General features: G+C 72.4%; 16 protein-coding genes and 1 riboswitch. Of the genes, 3 read left to right on the forward strand and 13 right to left on the reverse strand.

The window, feature by feature from the left end; all coding sequences use genetic code 11:
• Nucleotides 1-17: 17 nt before the first annotated feature.
• The 8 genes from ACZ573_RS13535 to ACZ573_RS13570 all read right to left on the reverse strand — a co-directional run bounded on the left by ACZ573_RS13535 (nucleotide 18) and on the right by ACZ573_RS13570 (nucleotide 8,886).
• Nucleotides 18-1,130 (reverse strand): M20 family metallopeptidase, encoded by a 1,113-nt coding sequence (locus tag ACZ573_RS13535; RefSeq protein WP_471303074.1) that lies wholly within the window; start codon nucleotides 1,128-1,130, stop codon nucleotides 18-20.
• A gap of 67 nt (nucleotides 1,131-1,197) precedes the next feature.
• Complete coding sequence (locus ACZ573_RS13540; RefSeq protein ID WP_471303076.1) at nucleotides 1,198-2,679, reverse strand: UDP-N-acetylmuramoyl-L-alanyl-D-glutamate--2,6-diaminopimelate ligase; 1,482 nt, start codon at nucleotides 2,677-2,679, stop codon at nucleotides 1,198-1,200.
• Nucleotides 2,680-2,798: 119 nt separating this feature from the next.
• Complete coding sequence (locus tag ACZ573_RS13545; RefSeq protein WP_471303079.1) at nucleotides 2,799-2,951, reverse strand: hypothetical protein; 153 nt, start codon at nucleotides 2,949-2,951, stop codon at nucleotides 2,799-2,801.
• 170 nt (nucleotides 2,952-3,121) lie between these two features.
• Complete coding sequence (locus tag ACZ573_RS13550; RefSeq protein WP_471303081.1) at nucleotides 3,122-3,451, reverse strand: hypothetical protein; 330 nt, start codon at nucleotides 3,449-3,451, stop codon at nucleotides 3,122-3,124.
• Nucleotides 3,452-3,526: 75 nt separating this feature from the next.
• Nucleotides 3,527-4,177 carry a thymidine kinase gene (locus ACZ573_RS13555; protein ID WP_471303084.1) on the reverse strand — a complete coding sequence of 217 codons (651 nt, stop codon included), beginning with the start codon at nucleotides 4,175-4,177 and terminating at the stop codon, nucleotides 3,527-3,529.
• A 67-nt stretch (nucleotides 4,178-4,244) separates the two neighbouring features.
• Complete coding sequence (locus ACZ573_RS13560) at nucleotides 4,245-5,447, reverse strand: alkaline phosphatase family protein (RefSeq protein ID WP_471303086.1); 1,203 nt, start codon at nucleotides 5,445-5,447, stop codon at nucleotides 4,245-4,247.
• Nucleotides 5,447-6,046, reverse strand: coding sequence for a DUF5998 family protein (locus ACZ573_RS13565; RefSeq protein ID WP_327737837.1), 600 nt, complete (start codon nucleotides 6,044-6,046; stop codon nucleotides 5,447-5,449). Before ACZ573_RS13565 ends, ACZ573_RS13560 begins: the two co-directional genes overlap by 1 nt.
• Before the next feature lie 50 nt (nucleotides 6,047-6,096).
• Entirely contained in the window at nucleotides 6,097-8,886 is a 2,790-nt protein-coding gene (locus tag ACZ573_RS13570; RefSeq protein ID WP_471303088.1) for a bifunctional acetate--CoA ligase family protein/GNAT family N-acetyltransferase, read from the reverse strand.
• Between the two features lie 183 nt (nucleotides 8,887-9,069).
• On the opposite strand from ACZ573_RS13570, the gene ACZ573_RS13575 reads away from it, so the two are divergent.
• Nucleotides 9,070-9,351, forward strand: a complete 282-nt coding sequence (locus ACZ573_RS13575; RefSeq protein WP_030012489.1) for an HPr family phosphocarrier protein — start codon at nucleotides 9,070-9,072, stop codon at nucleotides 9,349-9,351.
• A gap of 333 nt (nucleotides 9,352-9,684) precedes the next feature.
• Here ACZ573_RS13575 and ACZ573_RS13580 read toward each other — a convergent pair whose 3' ends face one another.
• From ACZ573_RS13580 to ACZ573_RS13595, 4 genes are all read right to left on the reverse strand, one after another.
• The gene (locus ACZ573_RS13580; RefSeq protein ID WP_471303091.1) at nucleotides 9,685-10,362 is read right to left on the reverse strand and encodes a GntR family transcriptional regulator; all 678 of its coding nucleotides are present in this window, start codon (nucleotides 10,360-10,362) and stop codon (nucleotides 9,685-9,687) included.
• Between the two features lie 186 nt (nucleotides 10,363-10,548).
• Nucleotides 10,549-11,352, reverse strand: coding sequence for a M23 family metallopeptidase (locus ACZ573_RS13585; RefSeq protein WP_471303094.1), 804 nt, complete (start codon nucleotides 11,350-11,352; stop codon nucleotides 10,549-10,551).
• 13 nt (nucleotides 11,353-11,365) lie between these two features.
• A riboswitch (cyclic di-AMP (ydaO/yuaA leader) is annotated at nucleotides 11,366-11,524 on the reverse strand.
• 217 nt (nucleotides 11,525-11,741) lie between these two features.
• Complete coding sequence (locus tag ACZ573_RS13590) at nucleotides 11,742-13,109, reverse strand: M16 family metallopeptidase (RefSeq protein ID WP_471303326.1); 1,368 nt, start codon at nucleotides 13,107-13,109, stop codon at nucleotides 11,742-11,744.
• A gap of 20 nt (nucleotides 13,110-13,129) precedes the next feature.
• Nucleotides 13,130-14,482 (reverse strand): M16 family metallopeptidase, encoded by a 1,353-nt coding sequence (locus tag ACZ573_RS13595; RefSeq protein ID WP_471303097.1) that lies wholly within the window; start codon nucleotides 14,480-14,482, stop codon nucleotides 13,130-13,132.
• Between the two features lie 282 nt (nucleotides 14,483-14,764).
• Between ACZ573_RS13595 and ACZ573_RS13600 the strand changes: the two genes are divergently transcribed.
• Together ACZ573_RS13600 and ACZ573_RS13605 are read left to right on the forward strand one after the other, a co-directional pair.
• Nucleotides 14,765-17,221 (forward strand): DNA gyrase/topoisomerase IV subunit A, encoded by a 2,457-nt coding sequence (locus tag ACZ573_RS13600; protein WP_471303100.1) that lies wholly within the window; start codon nucleotides 14,765-14,767, stop codon nucleotides 17,219-17,221.
• A 98-nt stretch (nucleotides 17,222-17,319) separates the two neighbouring features.
• Nucleotides 17,320-19,398, forward strand: a complete 2,079-nt coding sequence (locus ACZ573_RS13605) for a restriction endonuclease (protein ID WP_471303102.1) — start codon at nucleotides 17,320-17,322, stop codon at nucleotides 19,396-19,398.
• Here ACZ573_RS13605 and ACZ573_RS13610 read toward each other — a convergent pair.
• The gene (locus tag ACZ573_RS13610; protein WP_471303105.1) at nucleotides 19,395-20,534 is read right to left on the reverse strand and encodes a CobW family GTP-binding protein; all 1,140 of its coding nucleotides are present in this window, start codon (nucleotides 20,532-20,534) and stop codon (nucleotides 19,395-19,397) included. The genes ACZ573_RS13605 and ACZ573_RS13610 overlap by 4 nt on opposite strands.
• Nucleotides 20,535-20,545: the final 11 nt, after the last annotated feature.

Below are 20,545 nucleotides of genomic sequence, written 5' to 3' on the forward strand. Positions count from 1 at the left end.
GCACGTGACGGGACGGCTCACCGGCCGATTCCGCTGTCACGGATCGCGTCCACCAGTCCGGTGACGAGATGCGCCCGCCCCGCCATCGCGTCGACCACCAGGTACTCGTGGTCGGCATGGGCACCGCCGCCGACGGCTCCCAGGCCGTCGAGCGTAGGTACCCCCAGCGCGCCCGTGAAGTTGCCGTCGCTGCCGCCACCCACCGCCCTGCCCTCGATGCCCGGCAGCAGTCGCCGCGCGATCTCGAACAGTTCCGCCGACGCCGACTCCGGCATCGGGGGCCGGCCCACGGCTCCCCGGACCACGATCTCCGCCTCGTCCAGATGCGGAGCCAGTGCCGCCATCGCCGACTCGACGCGCATCTTCTCCCGGTCCGACTCGACCCGGACGTCGACCAGGATGGTCGCCTCCGCCGGAACGACGTTGTCCGAGGTTCCCGCCGACGCCACGGTCGGCGTGACCGTCGTCCCGATCTCCGGCCGGCTCAGCGCCGCGATGTCCAGCACCTGGTACGCCGCCTCGACCAGTGCGTTCACCCCGGCCTCCGGCTCCAGCCCCGCATGCGCCGCCCGCCCCTTGACGAGCACCTCGAACGTGCCGCATCCCTTGCGCCCCGTCTTCAGGCCCCCGCCGTCGGCCGCACCTTCGAACACGAGCACCGCGCCGCAGGCGCGCGCCCGCTCCTCGATCAGGGCCCGGGAGGAACCGGAACCGACCTCCTCATCGGCGGTCACCAGAACCTCCACACCCGACAGGTCGTCCAGCGCCGCCAGGCCGTGCACGGCCTGGACCAGGCCACCGAGCATGTCGAAGACCCCAGGGCCCGTCGCGTGCCCGCCCTCCACCCGGAAGGGGCGGCGCCCCAGCGTGCCGAGCGGGAAGACCGTGTCATGGTGACCGAGGATCAGCACCCGGGGATCACCTCCGCCCGACCAGTGCACGTGCGGCCCGGCCTGACTCTCCACCAGGACGGCCCGCCCGCCCAGCCGGTTCTCGATGACCGCCGCCACGGCGTGGGCCGAGGCGTTCAGGGCATCGAGGTCACGCGACGGGGACTCGACCTCGACGAGCGTGCGCAGGTCCTCGAGCATCGCCTCGACACGCACAGGAGTGCTCTGGTACACCTTCATGCCCTCACGATACGGGGCACACCCGGCGGGCCCGGGAGGCGCAGAAGCCCGGTACTGCTCGCGCGGTCTAGGGCATGGCCAGTTCGCGCACGGTGGCCATGTCGCTGAAGGGGAGCAGCTCCTCGCCGACGATCTGGTGCGGTTCGCTGCCCTTGCCGGCGATCAGGACCGTGTCGTCGGGGCCCGCCGCGGACAGGGCGAAGGCGATCGCCCGGCGGCGGTCGGCGTAGCGCCGGAAGGGGGTGCCGGTCGCCGTGAGGCCGTGGGAGACCTGGTCCAGGATGGCCTCGGGGTCCTCGTTGCGGGGGTTGTCCGAGGTCAGGACGCAGAGGTCGGAATGGGTGCCGGCGATCTGGCCCATCTCGGCCCGTTTGGTGGTGTCGCGGTCCCCGCCGCAGCCGAAGACCGTGATCACCCGGCCGGGGGCGAAGCCCCGGATGGTGGTCAGGACCTTTTCCAGGGAGTCCGGCGAGTGGGCGTAGTCCACGATCACGGAGGTGCCCAGCGGGGTGCGGAAGCGTTCCAGCCGGCCCGGGACCGGAGGCATCCGGTCGAGCGCGTCGACCAGGGGGCCCAGCTCGTGCCCCAGCACGTGGCAGGCCGCCACGGTGGCCAGCGCGTTGGCCACCGAGAACCGGCCGGGTACGGGGATCGAGGCCGGGTAGGCGCGTCCGGCGTGGTGGAGGGTGAACCGCGTGCCCGAGGCACTCACCACGAGGTCGGTGGCCCGGTAGTCGGCCGGGCCGTCCAGGGCGTACGTGGTCACCGCACCCGGCATCATCGACGCGATGGACGCGCCCACCGGATCGTCGGCGTTGACCACCGCCCGCCGGCACAGGCCCTGGAAGAGCCGCAGCTTGGCGTCCCGGTAGTCCGCCATCGTCCCGTGGTCGTCCAGATGGTCCTGCGTGAGGTTGGTGAAGACCCCGACGTCGATGAACGTACGGTCCACCCGGTGCGTCAGCAGCGCCATCGAGGTGGCCTCCAGCACCACGCCGACGGCGCCGCGGTCGCGCATGTACCCCAACAGGTACTGCAGGTCGGGCGATTCCGGCGTGGTCAGCACCGAGGGCGGCATGGGGATCGGCTCGTGGCCGATCCTGCTGCCGGCGGTTCCGATCACTCCCACCCTGGAGCCCTCGGCGATCCGCAGGACGGACTCGACCATGTACGAGACGGAGGTCTTCCCGTTGGTGCCGGTGATCGCCACCATGTCCATCTGCCTGCCGGGCTCGCCGAAGTAGCGGGAGGTCACCACCGCGGCGGCCGTCCGCGTGTCGGGTACCCGGACGGCACAGGTGCCCGGGGGCCATACCGCGGCCGGCAGCTCGGGCTCACTGCCGTCGACGAGTACGGCGGCGGCGCCCCGGGCCAGGGCGGGCGGGACGGAGGCGGGGCCGCCCTCCCGGTGTCCGGGTACGGCGATGAAGAGCGAGCCCGGCATCACCCGGTCGGCGTCGAAGGTGGTTCCCGCGGTGATCAGCGTCGTGTCCGGATCACCCTGGAGGACGTGGTGCTCCTGCCCCGCCAGCAATTCGCTCAGCTTCACAATGATCCCTTCGAGGGGGCTCGGGCCCGGGCGTGCGGCCGTAGCCAGGCGGCAGCGCCGGCGGCATGCCGGGAAGCTGCTGTGGTGATGTGGAGCGGAGGGGCCGGAGGCGCGAAGCGCTAGCCGTGCCCGTGCAGGGCGGTACGGCGCGTCTTGGGCGCTACGGCGAGGACCTCGCCGGCCGGGTCGACGACGGTCGTGGTCCCGGCGGTCGGGCGCATGCCGGAGGCGGCCTGCTGCAGGCACTGCCTCGTGGAACGTGTGCGACCCATGGGCCGAGTGTACGGCCCGCCCGACGGCCCGAAGGCCGCGTCACATGGGCCGGCCGTCGTGGTGGTGTACGCCGATCCGGTCACGGCATACAGCCGCCGCCCGTCGGCTCGGCCGCACCCGGTTTCCGCTCCCGCGGATCGATGTCACGCCGCGGGAGGCCGTGTCCGGCTCAGGGCACCGCGAACCAGCAGACATCACCGGAGTCGGGCAATCGGGAATGCGGCTCGACCTCCGCGACGATCCGGGTCAAGGCCTCGGCCTTGTCCGCCCTCCACGGCAGGAACGGCTCGCTTGTCGACTCCGTCAGATCGCCCGCTCGCGCTCCGGCGTCGTACAGATCGCCGACGATCCGCAGGAGCAGACCCAGTTGCGCCTCGAACGAGGCGCCGCGTCCGAGCAGACTGCCCACCGCCCCGCTGACGACAGAGAACCCGAGCCAGTCGTCGTGCGCGTACTGAATCAGATATTCGAGCTCTCGGCGATACGCTTCCTGGTTCACGGCCGCTCCCCCGGATCCACTGAACGGGCGGCGGCCTGCCCTTGACACGGAGGGGGGCGGCCACGGACCCGCCCGTCAGGCGTGGTTGACCGGGAGGACGTCCGGGGAGAGGGCTCCGGCCTGGGCGGCCGCCGAGGTCATGCGGCGGCGGTGGTGGCGGCGGCACAGGACCTCGTAGCCGATCTCCTCCGCCGGGCGGTTCACATCGCCGACCACGACCTGGGCGCCCTCGATGACCATCTCCCCGCCCACCGTACGGGCGTTGTGGGTGGCGCGGGCGCCGCACCAGCACAGGGCCTCGACCTGGAGCTGTTCGAGGCGGTCCGCCAGCTCGATCAGGCGCTGGGAGCCGGGGAAGAGTTTGGTGCGGAAGTCTGTGGTGATCCCGAAGGCGAAGACGTCCATGTCCAGGTCGTCCACGATGCGGGCCAGCTGGTCGATCTGCTCCGGGGCCAGGAACTGGGCCTCGTCCACGATCACGTAGTCCGCCTTGCCGCCCTTGGAGAGCTGGGCGACCAGGTACGCGTACAGGTCCATGCCCTCCGGCGCCTCGATCGCCTCCGTCACCAGACCCAGGCGCGAGGACAGCTTGCCCTCGCCCGCCCGGTCGTCACGGGTGAAGATCACGCCCTGGAGTCCCCGCGCGTCTCGGTTGTGCGCGATCTGGAGCGCCAGCGTGCTCTTTCCGCAGTCCATCGTTCCGGAGAAGAACACCAGCTCGGGCATGGGAAGTACGGACCTTTCGGGTCGTGGGCAGGTGGTGGGGCGGTGCGTACGGGGTGAGGGGCGAGGGTCAGGTGCGGATTTCGAGCAGCGGGACGAGCTGCTCCGCCGCGGTCATGGAGCCGTGCATTCCGGTGAGGGCGGATTCGTTCGGCTCGTTGCGTGAGGCGGTGATCGCGACATCGGCCTGGGCGGCCGCCACCACGTCGCCGATACGTCCGAGCACGCGCTCGTCGCACTCCCCCGGCGCGCCGAACCAGCCCAGTTCCAGGGCCTCTTCGCGGCTCGCGACCCAGAACCGGTCGCCGAGCACCTCGCGCCACACGGTCAGTACGTCTGCCTGCGCACCCGGCACCGCGTACACGTGCCGGGCCCGCCCCTCGCCGCCCAACAGGGCGACGCCGGCGCCGAGTTCCCAGTCCTCGTCGAAGTCGATCCGGGAGTCCTCGTCGAAGGGGACGTCGACCATGCCGTGGTCCGCGGTCACGTACAGGGCGGTGCGCGGCGGCAGCTGCTCCGCGAGCCGCTGGACGAGCCGGTCCACGTACATCAGCTGGCCGCGCCACGCGTCGGAGTTCACGCCGTGCCGGTGGCCGGCCCCGTCGAGCTCGCTGTAGTAGGTGTAGACGAGCGAGCGGTCGCCGGCCGCGAGACGCTCGGCCGCCAGGTCCATGCGCTCCTCGCCGGTCATCCGGCCGAGGAAGGTGCCGCCGCTCAGGGCGATCTTGGTGAGCGGGGTGGTCTGGAAGGCGGGCGAGGACACCTGGGCGGTCGCCACCCCGGCCTTGTCGGCCTGCTGGAAGACGGTCGGGTACGGCTGCCAGGGCTTCGGCGCGGTCCACGGGTACCAGCGGAGCTGGTTCATGAGTTCGCCGGTGGCGGGGTTGCGGACGGCGTAGCCGGGCAGGCCGTGGCGGGCCGGCGGCAGGCCGGTGCCCACGGAGGCGAGCGAGGTGGCGGTGGTCGCCGGGAAGCCCGCGGTGATCGGGCGGCCGGTGCCGCCGCGCGAGCTGCCGAGCAGGGAGGTGAGGTACGGGGCCTCGTCCGGGTGGGCCTTGATCTGCTCCCAGCCCATGCCGTCGACCAGGAACACGCAGTTCCGGTCGGCCGGGGTCAGCTCGGTGATGGCGGCGGTGAAACCCGGGACGCCCTGGCCTGCCACGAGCGTGGGCAGCAGGTCGGCGAGCGACCCGGCGCCGTACTCCGGGACGGGGGCGCCGGCCAGGTCCAGCAGCTCCGGCTCGGGCCACTCCTGTGCCGCGGAGTACGCCATCAGCGGGCGGAGGGGGAGGACGTCGCCGCTGTCGCCTCGCTGAGGGCCTGCGCGAAGGCCAGGGTCTGGCGCACCGCCTCCGGCCCGTCGCCGGCCTCGCTGACCCGCAGGCTGAGGTCGTCGGCGGTGGAGTTGCCGGTGTAGCCGTGGTCGGAGTCGCAGTTCGGGTCGCCGCAGGCGGCCGGCTCCAGGTCGATCCGGGAGACCGCGCCCCAGCCGATGGTCAGGACGACTTCGCGGGGCAGGGTGCCGGGGGTGTAGGACTCGGGGTTGGCGACGACGCGGCTGAGCACCACGGAGGAGATGCTGGACAGCTTGACCGACTCGGTGGAGGTGGTCGCGTACGGGGACGGGGACCCGGCGTCGGCGGCCTGCTCGTCGGTGTGGCTGACGATGAAGCGGTTGCCGGTCAGGACCAGCACGGTGACGTGGCGGCGTACCTCGTTGGAGTCGAAGGTCGTCTCCTGGTGGACCAGGTACGACGAGATCGGCTCGCCGCCCACCGCGGCCTCCACGGCCTCGGCCACGAGGGCCGGGTAGTAGCCGCTGCGCTCGATCGCCGTGCGCAGCCCCTGGGTCGTCGTACCGGATTTCGCCATGAGGTCCATCCTAAGGCCCGTACGGGGCCCTCAGGCCGCGCCGTACCCGGTCAGTAACTGGGGAGGGTCCGCGGGCCGAGGTCGCCGCGGGCCGGCGGGTGGGCGACGCGGACGGTGGCGCTGAGCACGCAGACGCCTTCGGCGGCGACCACGACGGGTTCCAGTGAGACGCCGATCACCTCGGGGTGGTCGTCCACGAGGCGGGAGAGCCGCAGGAGCAGTTCCTCCAGGGCGGGGGTGTCCACGGGGTCGCTGCCGCGCCAGCCGAACAGGAGGGGCGCGGTCCGGATGGACCGGATCAGTCCGGCGGCGTCCCGGTCGGTGGCCGGGACGAGCCGGTGCGCGGTGTCACCGAGCAGCTCGGAGGCGACGCCGGCGAGCCCGAAGGAGAGGACGGCGCCCGCCGCGGGGTCGATGACGGAGCGGACGACGGTGTCGACCCCGCGCGCCACCATGGCCTGCACCACGGGCTGGAGCTCGGCCGGCTTGCCCAGGGCGTCGGTGAGCTCCTCGTACGAGCGCCTCAGCTCGGCCTCGTTCGTGAGGTCGAGGCGTACGCCGCCCAGGTCCGCGCGGTGGCGCAGGTGCGGCGCGGTGGTCTTCAGCGCCACCGGGTAGCCCAGCACGCCGGCGGCGCGGACCGCCGCGTCGGCGCTCGGCGCGGGCAGGGTGGGCAGGACGCGGATCCCGTAGCCCGCGAGCAGCTCGCGGGCGTCCCAGTCGGTGAGGGTCAGCACGGCGCCGGGGTCGACGTCCGCCAGCAGCCCGGCCAGCCGGTCCGCGGTGCCGGCCTCGTCGATGTCCTCGTACTCGGGGACCCGCCCGTCGTCGTCGGCGGTGGCCCGGCGCCACTGCCCGTACCGGACGGCTTCGGCGACGGCCTTGACCGCGCGTTCGGCGGCGGGGTAGCTGGGGATGCTGTCGCCGGCGGCGGCCGGCGGCCCGGCCGGTCCTCGGTGCGCCTGGTCCGCCGCGGGGCCCCAGCTCCGGGCCGGGGCGGAGTGCGGGACACCGCGCACGGCGGACAGGGCCTCCACGAGCTCGCCGAGCTCGACGTGCACCACCGCGACCGGCTTGCCCGGGTACTCGGCCACGGCCTCGCGCAGGGCACCGGCCAGGTCGTCCGCGGGAGCGTCCTCGCTCACCCACGGGATGGCCGTGACCACCACCGCGTCGCAGTCCTCGGAGCGGAGCGCGTCGGTCAGGGCGGCGCGGAAGTCCGCCGGCGCGGCCGCCGTCGTCAGGTCCAGCGGCGGCAGCGGCCGCAGGCCCTGGGTGAGGCAGGCGTCGTAGGTGAGGATCCCGAGGGATTCGGAGTTGCCGAGGATCGCGATCCGGGGCCCGGCGGGCAGCGGCTGCGCCGCCAGCAGGAGGCCGACGTCCACCAGCTCGGTGACCGTGTCGACGCGGATGACGCCGGCCTGGCGCAGCAGGGCGGAGACGGTGGCCTCCGGCAGCCGGGTGTCGGGGACGACGTGCCCGGCCGGGCTGTGCCGGCCGCCCTTGGCGACGACCACCGGCTTGACGGCCGCCGTCCGGCGGGCGAGCCGGGTGAACTTCCTCGGGTTGCCGAGGGTTTCGAGGTAGAGAAGGGCGACGTCGGTCGCCTCGTCGTCGTACCAGTACTGGAGGATGTCGTTGCCGGACACGTCGGCGCGGTTGCCCGCGGAGACGAAGGAGGACAGGCCCTCGCCGCGTCGGAGCAGGGCCGAGAGCAGCGCGATCCCGATGGCCCCGGACTGGGTGAACAGGCCGATCCGGCCGCGGGTGGGGATCGGCGCGGGGGTCAGGGAGGCGTTGAGTTCCACCTCCGGCGCGGTGTTGATCACCCCGTAGGCGTTCGGCCCGATCAGCCGCATCCCGTACGAGCGCACCTGTCGTACCAGTTCGCGCTGGCGGGCGAGGCCGGCCGGGCCGCTCTCCCCGTATCCGGCGGACAGGACGACGAGCCCCTGCACCCCGTGCTCGCCGCAGGCGGCCACCGCGTCGGGGACCCGGTCGGCCGGGACCGCGATCACCGCGAGGTCGACCGGGGCGCCGATGGCCTCGATGGTGCGGTAGGCCCGCACGCCGTCGAGGAGATCGCGGGTGACGGCCTCGTTGACGGCGTAGAGGTGGCCGTGGAAGCCGCTGTCGCGCAGGTTGCGCAGTGCGGCCGCGCCCACGCCGGCCCCGGAGCGGCTGACTCCGACGACGGCCACCGAGCCGGGGGCCAGCAGCCGCTGCACCGAGCGGGCCTCGGCACGCTGTTCGCGGGCGCGCTGCACGGCGAGGGACTCGGCGGTGGGTTCGAGGTCGAGGGTGAGGTGGACGGAGCCGTCCTCGAAGCTGCGCTTCTGCTGGTAGCCGGCGTCCGTGAAGACTTTGATCATCTTGTTGTTGGCGGGCAGCACCTCGGCGGCGAACCGCCGGATGCCGCGCTCGCGGGCCACCGCGCCGATGTGTTCGAGGAGGGTGGACGCGACCCCGCGGCCCTGGTGGGCGTCCTGGACGAGGAAGGCGACCTCGGCCTCGTCGGCGGGTCCGGAGGCGGGCCGGCCGTCGGCGCCGATGCGGTCGTAGCGGACGGTGCCGATGAACTCCCCGCCGATGGTCGCGGCGAGCCCGACCCGGTCCACGTAGTCGTGGTGCGTGAAGCGGCGCACGTCGCGGTCGGAGAGCCGGGGGTAGGGGGCGAAGAACCGGTAGTACTTCGACTCGTCCGAGACCTGCTCGTAGAAGCTGACGAGCCGGCCCGCGTCCTCGGTGGTGATGGGCCTGATCCGGGCGGTGCCGCCGTCGCGCAGGACGACATCGGCTTCCCAGTGGGCCGGGTACGAGGGGTCCGACTCGATGGTCATGGGCCTACCTTACGGCCGGATCAGGCCGTCGAGCGCTCGCGCGGCGCCGAGGCGGTACGGGGCGAATCAGTGCAAGCTGGGGAAGGTCGAACGGCGGAAAATTCAGGCCGGAGGAAGGTCCGAGCATTCCGGACGTCATGAGAGACTGGTCTAGACAACCGTAAGAACCTGAAGGGCATCACCATGGCAGAGCGCCGCGTCAACGTCGGTTGGGCCGAGGGCCTGCACGCTCGTCCCGCCTCGATCTTCGTCCGTGCGACGACCGCTTCCGGCGTCCCGGTGACCATCGCGAAGTCCGGCGGCGACCCCGTCAACGCCGCCTCCATGCTGGCGGTCCTGGGCCTGGGCGCCCAGGGCGGCGAGGAGATCGTCCTCGCCTCCGAGGCCGAGGGTGCGGACGCCGCGCTCGACCGCCTCGCGAAGCTGGTCGCCGAGGGTCTCGAGGAGCTCCCCGAGACCGTCTGACCCTTCGGGTTCGCCCTCACGCGCGAAGCCGCGGCCCCCGATCCGGGGGCCGCGGCTTCGTCGTTCGCGTACGTCCCCGCGCCGTCGTTCGCGTACGGGGCCCCCGCGCCGCGCGGCGGGCCCGCCCGGTGCGCTCGCGCCGCGGGGCCGGAGCCCCTGCGGGGGGGCGGGCTCCGGAGAAATCCCGCCCGGCAGAGAAAAGGCCGTGCCGGAATCCGGCGGACGGATAATTGAGCTCCCCAGTAATTCTGCACGGCGAATTGCTCCCGCACGGAAAGGACCGGCCATCGGACAGCGAATTCACGCCGTCCCACCCTTTGTATACGGCTCCTGTTAATGCCGGCCGCTCGACATGTTTACGGCAGGTTGCGAAGTGCTCACCGCCGGGCGGAGCCGCAGCCGGTGCGCCCCCGCCGCCCGCTCGGCGTGGATCGCGGTCAGCGCCCGCGCCCGTTCGGCGTCGCCGCGCGCGACCGCGTCCACGATCGCCCCGTGCTCCGCCCAGGACTCCACGGGCCGGGCCGGCGCCTCCACCACGTACATCCACGCGATCTTGTGGCGCATCTGCGTGAGCAGCGCGATCAGCCCGGGGCTGCCGGAGGACTGTGCGAGCGTCTCGTGGAACCAGCCGCCCAGGGACCGCAGGTCCTCGCCCTGGCCCCGCCTGGCCCGCTCCTGCCCCAGCCTGACCAGCCCGCGCAGCACCTTGAGGTGCGCGTCGGTGCGCCGCCGGGCGGCTCTGGCGGCAGCCAGCGGCTCCAGGAGCATCCGCAGCTCCAGCAGGTCCGCCGCCTCCTGCCCGGTCGGCTCGGCCACGCAGGCGCCCGCGTGGCGCCGTGTGGTCACGAACCCCTCGGACTCCAGGGTCCGCAGGGCCTCGCGCACCGGGACGCGCGAGACCCCGTACCGGCGGGCCAGCACCTCCTCGGTCAGCCGGCCGCCCGGCTCGAACACCCCGGAGACGATGTCGTCGCGGATTGCTGTGCATACCGCGTGCGCAGGAATACGCAAGACCGAACCTCCGCCTATTTCCGACTGCCAGCCTCATTGCACGCACATGCGTGCGCTGCGACTCTATTGCAACACACGATAATTTCCGAGAGCGGCCAGAAATACGAAACATTTGTACAAGGACGCAACACGAAGACCCCGGCTCTCCGAGCCGGGGTCTTCGGTGAAGCGGTGTGCGAGGCGGGGTCAGAGGCTGACGCCGTGCGAGCGCAGGTACGCAATCGGGTCGATGTCCGAGCCGTACTGCGAGCCCGTGCGGGCCTCGAAGTGCAGGTGCGGGCCGCTGGAGTTGCCCGTGGAGCCCGACAGGCCGATCTGCTGGCCCGGGGTGACCTGCTCGCCGACGGAGACGTTCAGCGAGGTCATGTGCCCGTACTGGGTGTAGGTGCCGTCGTTGTGCTTGATGACGACGTTGTTGCCGTACGCGCCGCCCCAGCCGGCCTCGACGACGGTACCGACGCCCACCGCGTGGACCGAGGTGCCGGAGGCGGCGTGGAAGTCGATCCCCGTGTGACTGCCGGAGGACCACATGCCGCCGCCCGCGTGGTACTGCGTGCTGACGTACGAGCCGTCCACCGGGGCGACAAAGGTGTTGAGGCGCTTGCGCTCCTCCTCGCGGGCGGCGCGCTCGGCGGCCTCGCGCTCGACCTTCGCCTTGGCCTCGGCAAGGCGCTTGGCCTCCGCGGCCCGCTGCTTCGCGTCGGCCTCGGCCTGCGCCTTGACGGCGTCCTGCTCGGCTCCGCGGTGCTGGGACTCGGCCTGGTCGGCGATGTCACCCGCGAGGTCCTCGGCGACGACCACGGCGCCCAGGCCGTTGTCCTGGCCGATGTTGCTGCTGTGGTTGTCCGCGGCGAAGGCCGGGGCGGCGAGCGAGCCGACCACACCGGTGGTGGCGATCGCGGCGATACCGGCGTAGCCGGCGGTCTTCTTGCTCAGACGGCTGGAGCCACGGTGCTTACCGGTACCAGCGGGACGACTGCCAAACGCCATGAAGGGTTTGATCCTTTCCTTCCTTCTCGCCTACCGGGTTAGCTGACGGGTTCGGAGCAGGAAGGTCTCCTACGGATCTCCTCTTGCGAGGGGGTCCGATTCACCCCAGGGACTCATGTGGGTCCCCGGCTCCCCAGGCTCGCGCCTGACGGGGACTCGGCGATCGCTGCCCGGTGCCGCGGGTGCGGCGGGCACAACTGACGGACAGCACGGCCGACGCTAGGCGGATCATCAGTCAATCGCCAAACAGACACGGCTTTTTGTTGCGTACGCCACACCACATAAAAGCAACCTCACCACTAAACGGACAAAAGGGGTTCCGATGACCAAGTCACCAGAACCCCTTGCCGAAACCTTCAGCCGGCCCTCAATGAGCCGTCGCCCGCCGGTCAGTTGGAGACGACCGTGACCTCTCCGATCCCAAGAGCCCGCACGGGCTCCTCGATCAGCGCCGCGTCGCCCACCAGGACGGTGACCAGCCGGTCCGCGGGGAAGGCCTTGACGACCGCCGTGGTCGCCTCCACCGTGCCCGTTTCGGCGAGCTGGGCGTACAACTGCGCCTGGTAGTCGTCCGGCAGCTCCTGCTCGACCTGGTCGGCGAGGGTGCCCGCGACCGAGGCCGCCGTCTCGAACTTCAGCGGGGCCACACCCACCAGGTTCTGCACGGCGACATCGCGTTCGGCGTCGGTCAGACCGCCCTCCGCGAGGGTGCGCAGCACCTTCCAGAGGTCCTCCAGCGCCGGTCCGGTGTTCGGGGTGTCCACCGAGCCGCTGATGGCGAGCATCGAGGCGCCCTTGCCGTCCGCGGTGGAGCGCAGCACCTGGCCGAAGGCGCGCACGCCGTAGGTGTACCCCTTCTCCTCGCGCAGCACCTTGTCCAGGCGCGAGGTGAGGGTGCCGCCCAGGCAGTACGTGCCCAGCACCTGGGCCGCCCACACCCGGTCGTGGCGGTCCGCCCCGATCCGGCCGATCAGCAGCTGCGTCTGGACCGCGCCGGGCCGGTCCACGATGACCACGCGGCCGGTGTCGTCGGCGGTCACCGGCGGCACCGGGAGGGCCGCGGCGGTGTTGCCCGTCCAGGTGCCCAGGGTGTCCGCGAGCACGGCGTCCAGGTCGATGCCGGTCAGGTCGCCGACGACCACCGCGGTGGCGGTGGCGGGGCGTACGTGGGCCTCGTAGAAGGCGCGTACGGCGGCGGAGTCGATCCGGGCGACCGTCTCCTCGGTGCCCTGGCGCGGCCGGGACATCCGCAGGGTGGCCGGGAAGAGCTCCTTGGAGAGCTGCTTGGCGGCGCGGCGCTGCGGGTTGGCCAGCTCGTGCGGGATCTCGTCGAGCCGGTTGCGCACCAGCCGGTCGACCTCGGCGTCGGCGAAGGCGGGGGCGCGCAGCGCCTCGGCGAGCAGGCCCAGCGCCTTGGGCAGCCGGGAGGCCGGGACCTCCAGCGAGAGCCGCAGGCCCGGGTGGTCGGCGTGCGCGTCCAGGGTGGCGCCGCAGCGCTCCAGCTCGGCCGCGAACTCCTCGGCGGAGTGCTTGTCGGTGCCCTCGGAGAACGCCCGCGCCATGATGGTCGCCACGCCGTCCAGGCCCTCGGGCTCGGCGTCGAGCGGGGCGGCGAGGTTGACCTCGACCGCGACGACCTGCTGGCCCGGCCGGTGGCAGCGCAGCAGGGTCAGTCCGTTGGACAGCTGCCCGCGGTCGGGGGCCGGGAAGGCCCACGGCTGCGGCTCGCCGGCCTGCGGGCGCGGGTGGAAGGTCATCGTGACGGCTGCCGTGTCGCTCACTGGTCCGCCCCCTCGTTCTCGTCGGAGTCGTCGTGCTGGTCGGACTCGTCGGCCGCGAGCGGCTCGTAGACGAGCACCGCGCGGTTGTCCGGGCGCAGGCGGGCCGCGGCCACGGCCTGCACCTCCTCGGCGGTGACGTCGAGGACGCGCTGGACGGCGGTCAGCGCCAGCTGCGGGTCGCCGAACAGCACCGCGAAGCGGCACAGTTCGTCGGCGCGGCCGGCCACCGTGCTCAGCCGGTCCAGCCACTCGCGCTCCAGCTGCGCCTGGGCGCGCTCCATCTCCTCGGCCGTCGGGCCCTCGGCGGCGAACCGCGCGAGCTCCTCGTCCACGGCCGCCTCGATGGCGGGGATCTCGACCCCGCTGGAGGTCTTGACGTCCAGCCAGCCCAGGGAGGGCGCCCCGGCCAGGCGCAGCATGCCGAAGCCGGCCGCGACGGCGCTCTGGTCGCGGCGTACCAGCCGGTTGTGCAGCAGCGAGGACTCGCCGCCGCCCAGGATGGTCAGCGCCACGTCGGCGGCGTCGCACTCGCGGGTGCCGTCGTGCGGCAGCCGGTAGGCGGCCATCAGCGCACGCGCCGGGACCTCCTCGACGATCTCCTCGCGCAGCTGCTCCCCGATGATGTCGGGCAGCGAGCCGTCACGGGGCGGCTGCTTGCCGTCGTGCGCGGGGATGGTGCCGAAGTACTTCTCGACCCAGGCGAGCGTCTGCTCGGGGTCGATGTCCCCGACGACCGAGAGCACCGCGTTGTTGGGCGCGTAGTACGTACGGAAGAAGGTGCGCGCGTCCTCCAGGGAGGCGGCGTCCAGGTCGGCCATGGAGCCGATCGGGGTGTGGTGGTACGGGTGGCCCTCGGGGTAGGCGAGGGCGGTGAGGCGCTCGAAGGCCGTACCGTACGGAACGTTGTCGTACCGCTGGCGGCGCTCGTTCTTGACGACGTCGCGCTGGTTCTCCATGGACTCGTCGTCCAGGGCGGCCAGCAGGGACCCCATCCGGTCCGCTTCCAGCCAGAGCGCGAGCTCCAGCTGGTGGGTCGGCATCGTCTCGAAGTAGTTGGTGCGCTCGAAGCTGGTGGTGCCGTTGAGGGAACCGCCGGCGCCCTGGACCAGTTCGAAGTGCCCGTTGCCGGGAACGCTCGCCGACCCCTGGAACATCAGGTGCTCGAAGAGGTGAGCCAGGCCGGTGCGTCCCTTGACTTCGTGGCGCGAGCCTACGTCGTACCAGAGGCAGACCGCGGCGACCGGGGTCAGGTGGTCCTCGGAGAGCACCACGCGCAGGCCGTTGGCCAGCCGGTGCTCGGTCGCTGTCAGGCCGCCGGAGCCGGCCTGGGCTGTGGCCGTGTGACCCATGGGCATGTGGTCCCTTCGATCGCGATGCAGAGATTTCTTATCGACCTGCCACTGTATGCAAGCGCGCCGACCGCCGGATAAGTTCCCGGGTCACTCCCCCGCACTCCGTCCGGGGGACCCCCGGGGTCGGAGTCGGCGTTGTCGGTGCGCCGGGCCACAATGGTCCGCGTCGTACCCTCGCCGGACACCACAACGCCAGACCCAGCCAGACCCAGCCAGACCCAGCCAGACACCCCGCCCCACACCCAGCACACCCCATTTTGGTTAAGGAGCCGCGCAGCGATGGCCCGCCGCAGCACGAAGACCCCGCCGCCGGAGGATTTCGAGGAGAAGATCCTCGACATCGACGTCGTCGACGAAATGCAGGGCTCCTTCCTCGAGTACGCGTACTCGGTGATCTACTCCCGCGCCCTGCCCGACGCCCGGGACGGCATGAAGCCGGTGCACCGGCGCATCGTGTACCAGATGAACGAGATGGGCCTGCGCCCCGACCGCGGCTACGTGAAGTGCGCCCGTGTCGTCGGCGAGGTCATGGGCAAGCTCCACCCGCACGGTGACGCGTCGATCTACGACGCCCTCGTGCGCATGGCCCAGCCCTTCTCCATGCGGCTGCCGCTGGTCGACGGCCACGGCAACTTCGGCTCGCTCGGCAACGACGACCCGCCGGCCGCGATGCGTTACACCGAGTGCAAGATGGCCGACGCCACGTCGCTGATGACGGAGTCGATCGACGAGGACACCGTCGACTTCACCGCCAACTACGACGGCCAGGAGCGGGAGCCGGTCGCCCTGCCCGCCGCGTACCCGAACCTGCTGGTCAACGGCGCGTCCGGAATCGCGGTCGGCATGGCCACCAACATGCCCCCGCACAACCTCGGCGAGGTCATCGCCGCCGCCCGCCACCTGATCCGGTACCCCCAGGCGGACCTGGAGGCGCTGATGCGCTTCGTGCCGGGTCCCGACCTGCCCACGGGCGGCCGGATCGTCGGGCTCTCGGGCATCAAGGACGCCTACGAGAACGGACGCGGCACCTTCAAGATCCGCGCGACGGTGGCCGTGGAGGACGTGACGGCGCGCCGCAAGGGCCTGGTCGTCACCGAACTGCCCTTCACGGTCGGCCCCGAGAAGGTCATCGCGAAGATCAAGGACCTGGTCGGCTCGAAGAAGCTCCAGGGCATCGCCGACGTCAAGGACCTCACCGACCGCTCGCACGGCCTGCGCCTGGTCATCGAGATCAAGAACGGCTTCCACCCGGAGGCCGTGCTCGAGCAGCTCTACAAGCTGACGCCGATGGAGGAGTCCTTCGGCATCAACAACGTGGCGCTGGTGGACGGGCAGCCCCTGACGCTGGGCCTCAAGGAGCTGCTGGAGGTCTATCTCGACCACCGCTTCGAGGTCGTCCGGCGGCGCAGCGAGTTCCGCCGCGCCAAGCGCCGCGACCGGCTCCACCTGGTCGAGGGCCTGCTGGTGGCGCTCCTCGACATCGACGAGGTCATCCGGCTCATCCGGGACAGCGACAACTCCGCGCAGGCGAAGTCCCGTCTGATGGAGCGGTTCTCGCTGAGCGAGATCCAGACCCAGTACATCCTGGACACCCCGCTGCGCCGGCTCACCCGGTTCGACCGGATCGAGCTGGAGTCCGAGCGCGACCGGCTGACGGGCGAGATCGACGAGCTGACCGGGATCCTGGAGTCGGACAGCGAGCTGCGCAAGCTGGTCTCCTCGGAACTGGCGGCGGTCGCGAAGAAGTTCGGCACCGAGCGCCGTACGGTGCTGCTGGAGTCCGCGGGCACCGCGGTGGCGGCCGTGCCGCTGGAGGTCGCGGACGACCCGTGCCGGGTGCTGCTGTCCTCGACGGGCCTGCTCGCGCGTACGGCGAACGGCGAGGCGCTGCCGGAGGAGGAGGGCGGCGCCCGCGCCAAGCACGACCTGATCGTCTCGCAGGTCGCGGCGACCGCCCGGGCCGATGTCGGTGCGGTCACCTCGTACGGGCGGCTGCTGCGGCTGTCGGTGATCGACCTGCCGCAGCTGCCGGACACGCACGCCGCGCCGAACCTGGCGGGCGGCGCCCCGGTCTCGGAGTTCCTCTCCGGGCTGGAGGCGGACGAGAAGGTGATCTGCCTGACCTCCCTGGACGAGTCCTCGCAGGGCCTCGCGCTGGGCACCGAGCAGGGCGTGGTCAAGCGCGTCGTGCCGGACTACCCGGCGAACAAGGACGAGCTGGAGGTCATCACCCTCAAGGACGGCGACCGGATCGTCGGCGCGGTCGAGCTGCGCACGGGTGAGGAGGACCTGGTCTTCATCACCGACGACGCCCAGCTGCTGCGTTACCCGGCGGGCCAGGTCCGCCCGCAGGGCCGCCCGGCGGGCGGTATGGCGGGCATCAAGCTCGCCGACAACGCCAAGGTGATCCACTTCTCGGCCGTGGACCCGGCGCGGGACGCCGTGGTCTTCACCGTGGCGGGCTCGCACGGCACCCTGGACGACTCGGTGCGGTCTGGGAAGCTGACCCCCTTCGACCAGTACCCGCGCAAGGGCCGGGCCACGGGTGGCGTGCGCTGCCAGCGGTTCCTGAAGGGCGAGGACGTACTGGTCCTGGCCTGGGCGGGCGGTTCGCCCGTCCGCGCGGCGGCGGCGAACGGCACTCCGGCGGAGCTGCCGGCCGTGGACCCGCGCCGGGACGGCTCGGGGGCGGCACTGCCGGCAGTGGTCGCGGCGCTGGCGGGCGCCGCGCTGTAGGTCGCGGGAAGGCGTTCGGGTGGTACGACCGGGGGACGTACCACCCGAATGCCGACTAGTGTTTTCCCCGTGGACGCGGTGGGGGGAGAACGCAGCTGATGAGCCGTCGAGCGGGCAGCGGACTGATCGGGAACTGGGCGGAGGCCCAGCGCCGGCAGCAACAGACGCAGCTGGTCCAGCAGCGCGAGGCCGAGCGCCGGCAGCGGGCCCACGAAAGGGACGCGAACCGGAGCCACCGGCAGTACCGCGAGGCCGAGGCCGTGCGGCGCACCGCGCAGCTCGACGCGGAGGTCGAAGCCCTCAAGGGCCTGTTGGCCGCGGGCTGCCGGGCACCGGCGTTCCGGATATCCGCCCTGGCCCGGCCGGACCGGCTGCAGCCCTTCGACCCCGGGGCCCTGGCGCACCCGGTGCCGATGCCCCGCATCGAGGATTTCCAGGGGCGGAGCAGCGGCTGGACGCTCGGCTCGAACCACCGGGCGCAGGCGGAGCGGGAGGCGCACGCCCGCTACACCCAGGCCTGGCAGGCCGCGAACGCCGCGGAGGCGCAGCGCCGGCAGCAACTGGCCGCGTACCGGCAGCAGTACGACCGGTGGGCGGCCGAGCAGCTCGCCGGGATGCGGGCGCACGACGGCGGACTCGCCGAGCTGGCCGACGCCCTGCGCGCGGGTGATGCCGAGGCGGCGGTGGAGTACTTCTCGGCCGCCCTCTACGCCTCGACGGCCTGGCCCGAGGCGCTGCCGAGGCAGGTGACGGCCGCGTACGACCCGGCCGCGCGCCAGCTGGTGCTGGACTGGGAGCTGCCCGGCTACGCGGTGGTACCGGAGGCCCGGGCGGTGCAGTACCTGCCGAGCACGGACCAGGACAAGGTGAAGCCCCGCCCGGTCACGGAACGGCGGGCGCTGTACCGGGACCTGCTGGCCCAGTGCGTGCTGCTGGTGGTGCGCGAGCTGTACGCGGCGGACGAGTTCGGCGTACTGGACTCGGTCGTGGTCAACGGCTTCGTGGACTGCCACGATCCGGTGACGGGCCAGGAGGCGCGGTTCGTGCTCGCCACGGTGCCGGCGGCGCGTGATGCCTTCGCCGGACTGCGGCTGGAGCAGGTCAGTGCGGTGGACTGTCTGGTCTCGGGGCTGGGCGGGCTGCTGTCGGCGCGGCCCGACCAGCTGACGGCGGTACGCCCCGGGCGCCGGCCCGACGAGGTCGGCGGAGGTGTCGTCAGCCACGGCGGGCACGCGGGCGACGCGGACGAGGACGAGCCGGATCTCTTCGTGATGGACCCGATCGCCTTCGAGAACCTGGTCGCCGAGCTGTTCCGGGCGATGGGCATGGAGGCGGTGACGACACAGCGGTCGGGCGACGGCGGGGTCGATGTGGAGGCGGTGGACCCGGCGCCGATCCGGGGCGGGCGGATCGTGGTGCAGGTCAAGCGGTACCGGAACACGGTGCCGCCGACGGCCGTGCGTGATCTGTACGGCACGGTCCAGGACAAGGGGGCGAACAAGGGGGTGCTGGTCACCACCGCGTCCTTCGGACCGGGGTCGTACACCTTCGCCAACGGCAAGCCCCTGGAGTTGGTTCCCGGGGCGGACCTGGTCGAGCTGCTCCACCGGTACGGACTGCGTGGCCGGCTCGGCGGCGGTCGCGCCGCGGCGCCCGCGCGGCGGGCGCCCGCGCCGGAGCCGGTTCCCCCGGCCGACCACAACGTGCTCGGCATGTCCTGGTCGGGTTCGGTCGCCCTCGACGTGTGCGCGCTCGTCTGCACGGGCAACCGGGTGCTGAGCGAGGAGCACTTCGTCTTCTTCAACAACCCGCGGACCCCGGACGGTTCGGTACGGGCCCGCGAGCACGCGGCGCCCGACAAGGCGGCGCTGGAGGTCTCGTTCGACGCCCTGCCGTCGCAGGCCGACCGGCTGGTCCTCGTGGCCGCGATCGACCCGGAGGCCGATCCCCACGCCGACCTCGCCGGGTTCACCGACGCCCACATCCGGCTGCTGTCCGCGGGCGGCGAGGAACTGGGCCGGCTGGACGTCTCCGACGGGCGCGCGGGTGAGACCGCCCTGGTCCTCGGCTCGTTCCGGCACCGCTCCAACGGCGACTGGGACTTCGTGATCGGCGGCAAGGGCTACCGCGGCGGTCTGGAGGACCTGCTGGGCGAGTTCGGGGTCGAGGTCGCCTAGGCCGTCTCTTCCGCGTCGCCGGTCCCGGGGACCTCGTACCCGGGGGCCTCGTACCCGGGAACCTCACGCCCGGGCTCCGCGGGCCCGGGCTCCGCGGGGCGGGCGACGTACCGCAGTACGCCCCACATGCTCTCGGGGGGCGCCTCGTGCGGGGCCGGTTCGCGGCAGGCCTCCAGTTCGCGCAGCAGACCCGGCCCGTCGGTGCCGGAGCCGATGAGGACGAGCCGGCTCACGCGCGCTTCGCCCCGCCCCCAGGGTCCTGGGGCGAAGCGGAGGAAGCGGCCGACCGCGTGGACCTCGTAGCGCTCCTCGTGCCCGGGCACGCCGAAGTGGACGAAGCCCTTGATCCGGTAGAGCCCGGCCGGGCGCCGGTCGAGGAAGTCGATGAACCGGCGCGGGGACAGGGCCTGTTCGGAGGTGAACTCCGTGCTCTCGTACGCGGCGTGCGCGTGACCGCAGCGGTCGTGGCCGTGGCCGTCGGCCTCCGCGAGCAGGTCCTCGAAGGAGAGCTGCCCGCGGGTCTCGGTCCAGGGCCGCCGGTCGAAGAGCAGTTCCGGATCGATCCGCCCGTGGTCGGTGGCCATGACCGGGGTGCCCGGGGCGCAGAGCACGGCGAGCTCCCGCTCGATCCGGGCCCGCTCGGCCGCGTCCACCCGGTCGGTCTTGTTGAGCACCACCAGGTCCGCGACGGCGAGGTGGCGGTCGGTCTCCGGGTGTCTGGTCCGGGTGGCGCCGAATTCGGCGGCGTCCACGACCTCCACCATGCCGCCGTACCGGACGGCCGGGTTCTCGCTGGCCATGAGCATCCGGATCATCTCCTGGGGCTCGGCCAGTCCGCTCGCCTCGATGACGATCACGTCGATCCGGTGGACGGGGGCGGAGAGCTTCTCCAGGTACGCGTCGAGTTCGCTGCCGTCGACGGCGCAGCACAGGCAGCCGCCGCCGAGGGAGACCATGGAGTCCCCGACCTGTCCGGCCACCGACATCGCGTCGATCTCGATCGATCCGAAGTCGTTGACGACGACCCCGATGCGGGTGCCCCCGCGACTGGCGAGGAGGTGGTTCAGCACGGTGGTCTTGCCGGATCCGAGGAAACCGGCGAGGACGACGACGGGGATGGGCTGCCTGCTGTTCACCCGGTCGATCG

It is taken from the genome of Streptomyces sp. NPDC040545, from assembly GCF_055595065.1.

Bases quoted from the DNA above. Each gene is read 5' to 3' on its own strand.
- ACZ573_RS13535 (WP_471303074.1), bottom strand. From the start codon at position 1,130: ATGAAGGTGTACCAGAGCACTCCTGTGCGTGTCGAGGCGATGCTCGAG.
- ACZ573_RS13545 (WP_471303079.1), bottom strand. From the start codon at position 2,951: ATGGGTCGCACACGTTCCACGAGGCAGTGCCTGCAGCAGGCCGCCTCC.
- ACZ573_RS13555 (WP_471303084.1), bottom strand. From the start codon at position 4,177: ATGCCCGAGCTGGTGTTCTTCTCCGGAACGATGGACTGCGGAAAGAGC.
- ACZ573_RS13560 (WP_471303086.1), bottom strand. From the start codon at position 5,447: ATGGCGTACTCCGCGGCACAGGAGTGGCCCGAGCCGGAGCTGCTGGAC.
- ACZ573_RS13565 (WP_327737837.1), bottom strand. From the start codon at position 6,046: ATGGCGAAATCCGGTACGACGACCCAGGGGCTGCGCACGGCGATCGAG.
- ACZ573_RS13570 (WP_471303088.1), bottom strand. From the start codon at position 8,886: ATGACCATCGAGTCGGACCCCTCGTACCCGGCCCACTGGGAAGCCGAT.
- ACZ573_RS13575 (WP_030012489.1), top strand. From the start codon at position 9,070: ATGGCAGAGCGCCGCGTCAACGTCGGTTGGGCCGAGGGCCTGCACGCT.
- ACZ573_RS13585 (WP_471303094.1), bottom strand. From the start codon at position 11,352: ATGGCGTTTGGCAGTCGTCCCGCTGGTACCGGTAAGCACCGTGGCTCC.
- ACZ573_RS13590 (WP_471303326.1), bottom strand. From the start codon at position 13,109: ATGACCTTCCACCCGCGCCCGCAGGCCGGCGAGCCGCAGCCGTGGGCC.
- ACZ573_RS13595 (WP_471303097.1), bottom strand. From the start codon at position 14,482: ATGGGTCACACGGCCACAGCCCAGGCCGGCTCCGGCGGCCTGACAGCG.
- ACZ573_RS13600 (WP_471303100.1), top strand. From the start codon at position 14,765: ATGGCCCGCCGCAGCACGAAGACCCCGCCGCCGGAGGATTTCGAGGAG.
- ACZ573_RS13605 (WP_471303102.1), top strand. From the start codon at position 17,320: ATGAGCCGTCGAGCGGGCAGCGGACTGATCGGGAACTGGGCGGAGGCC.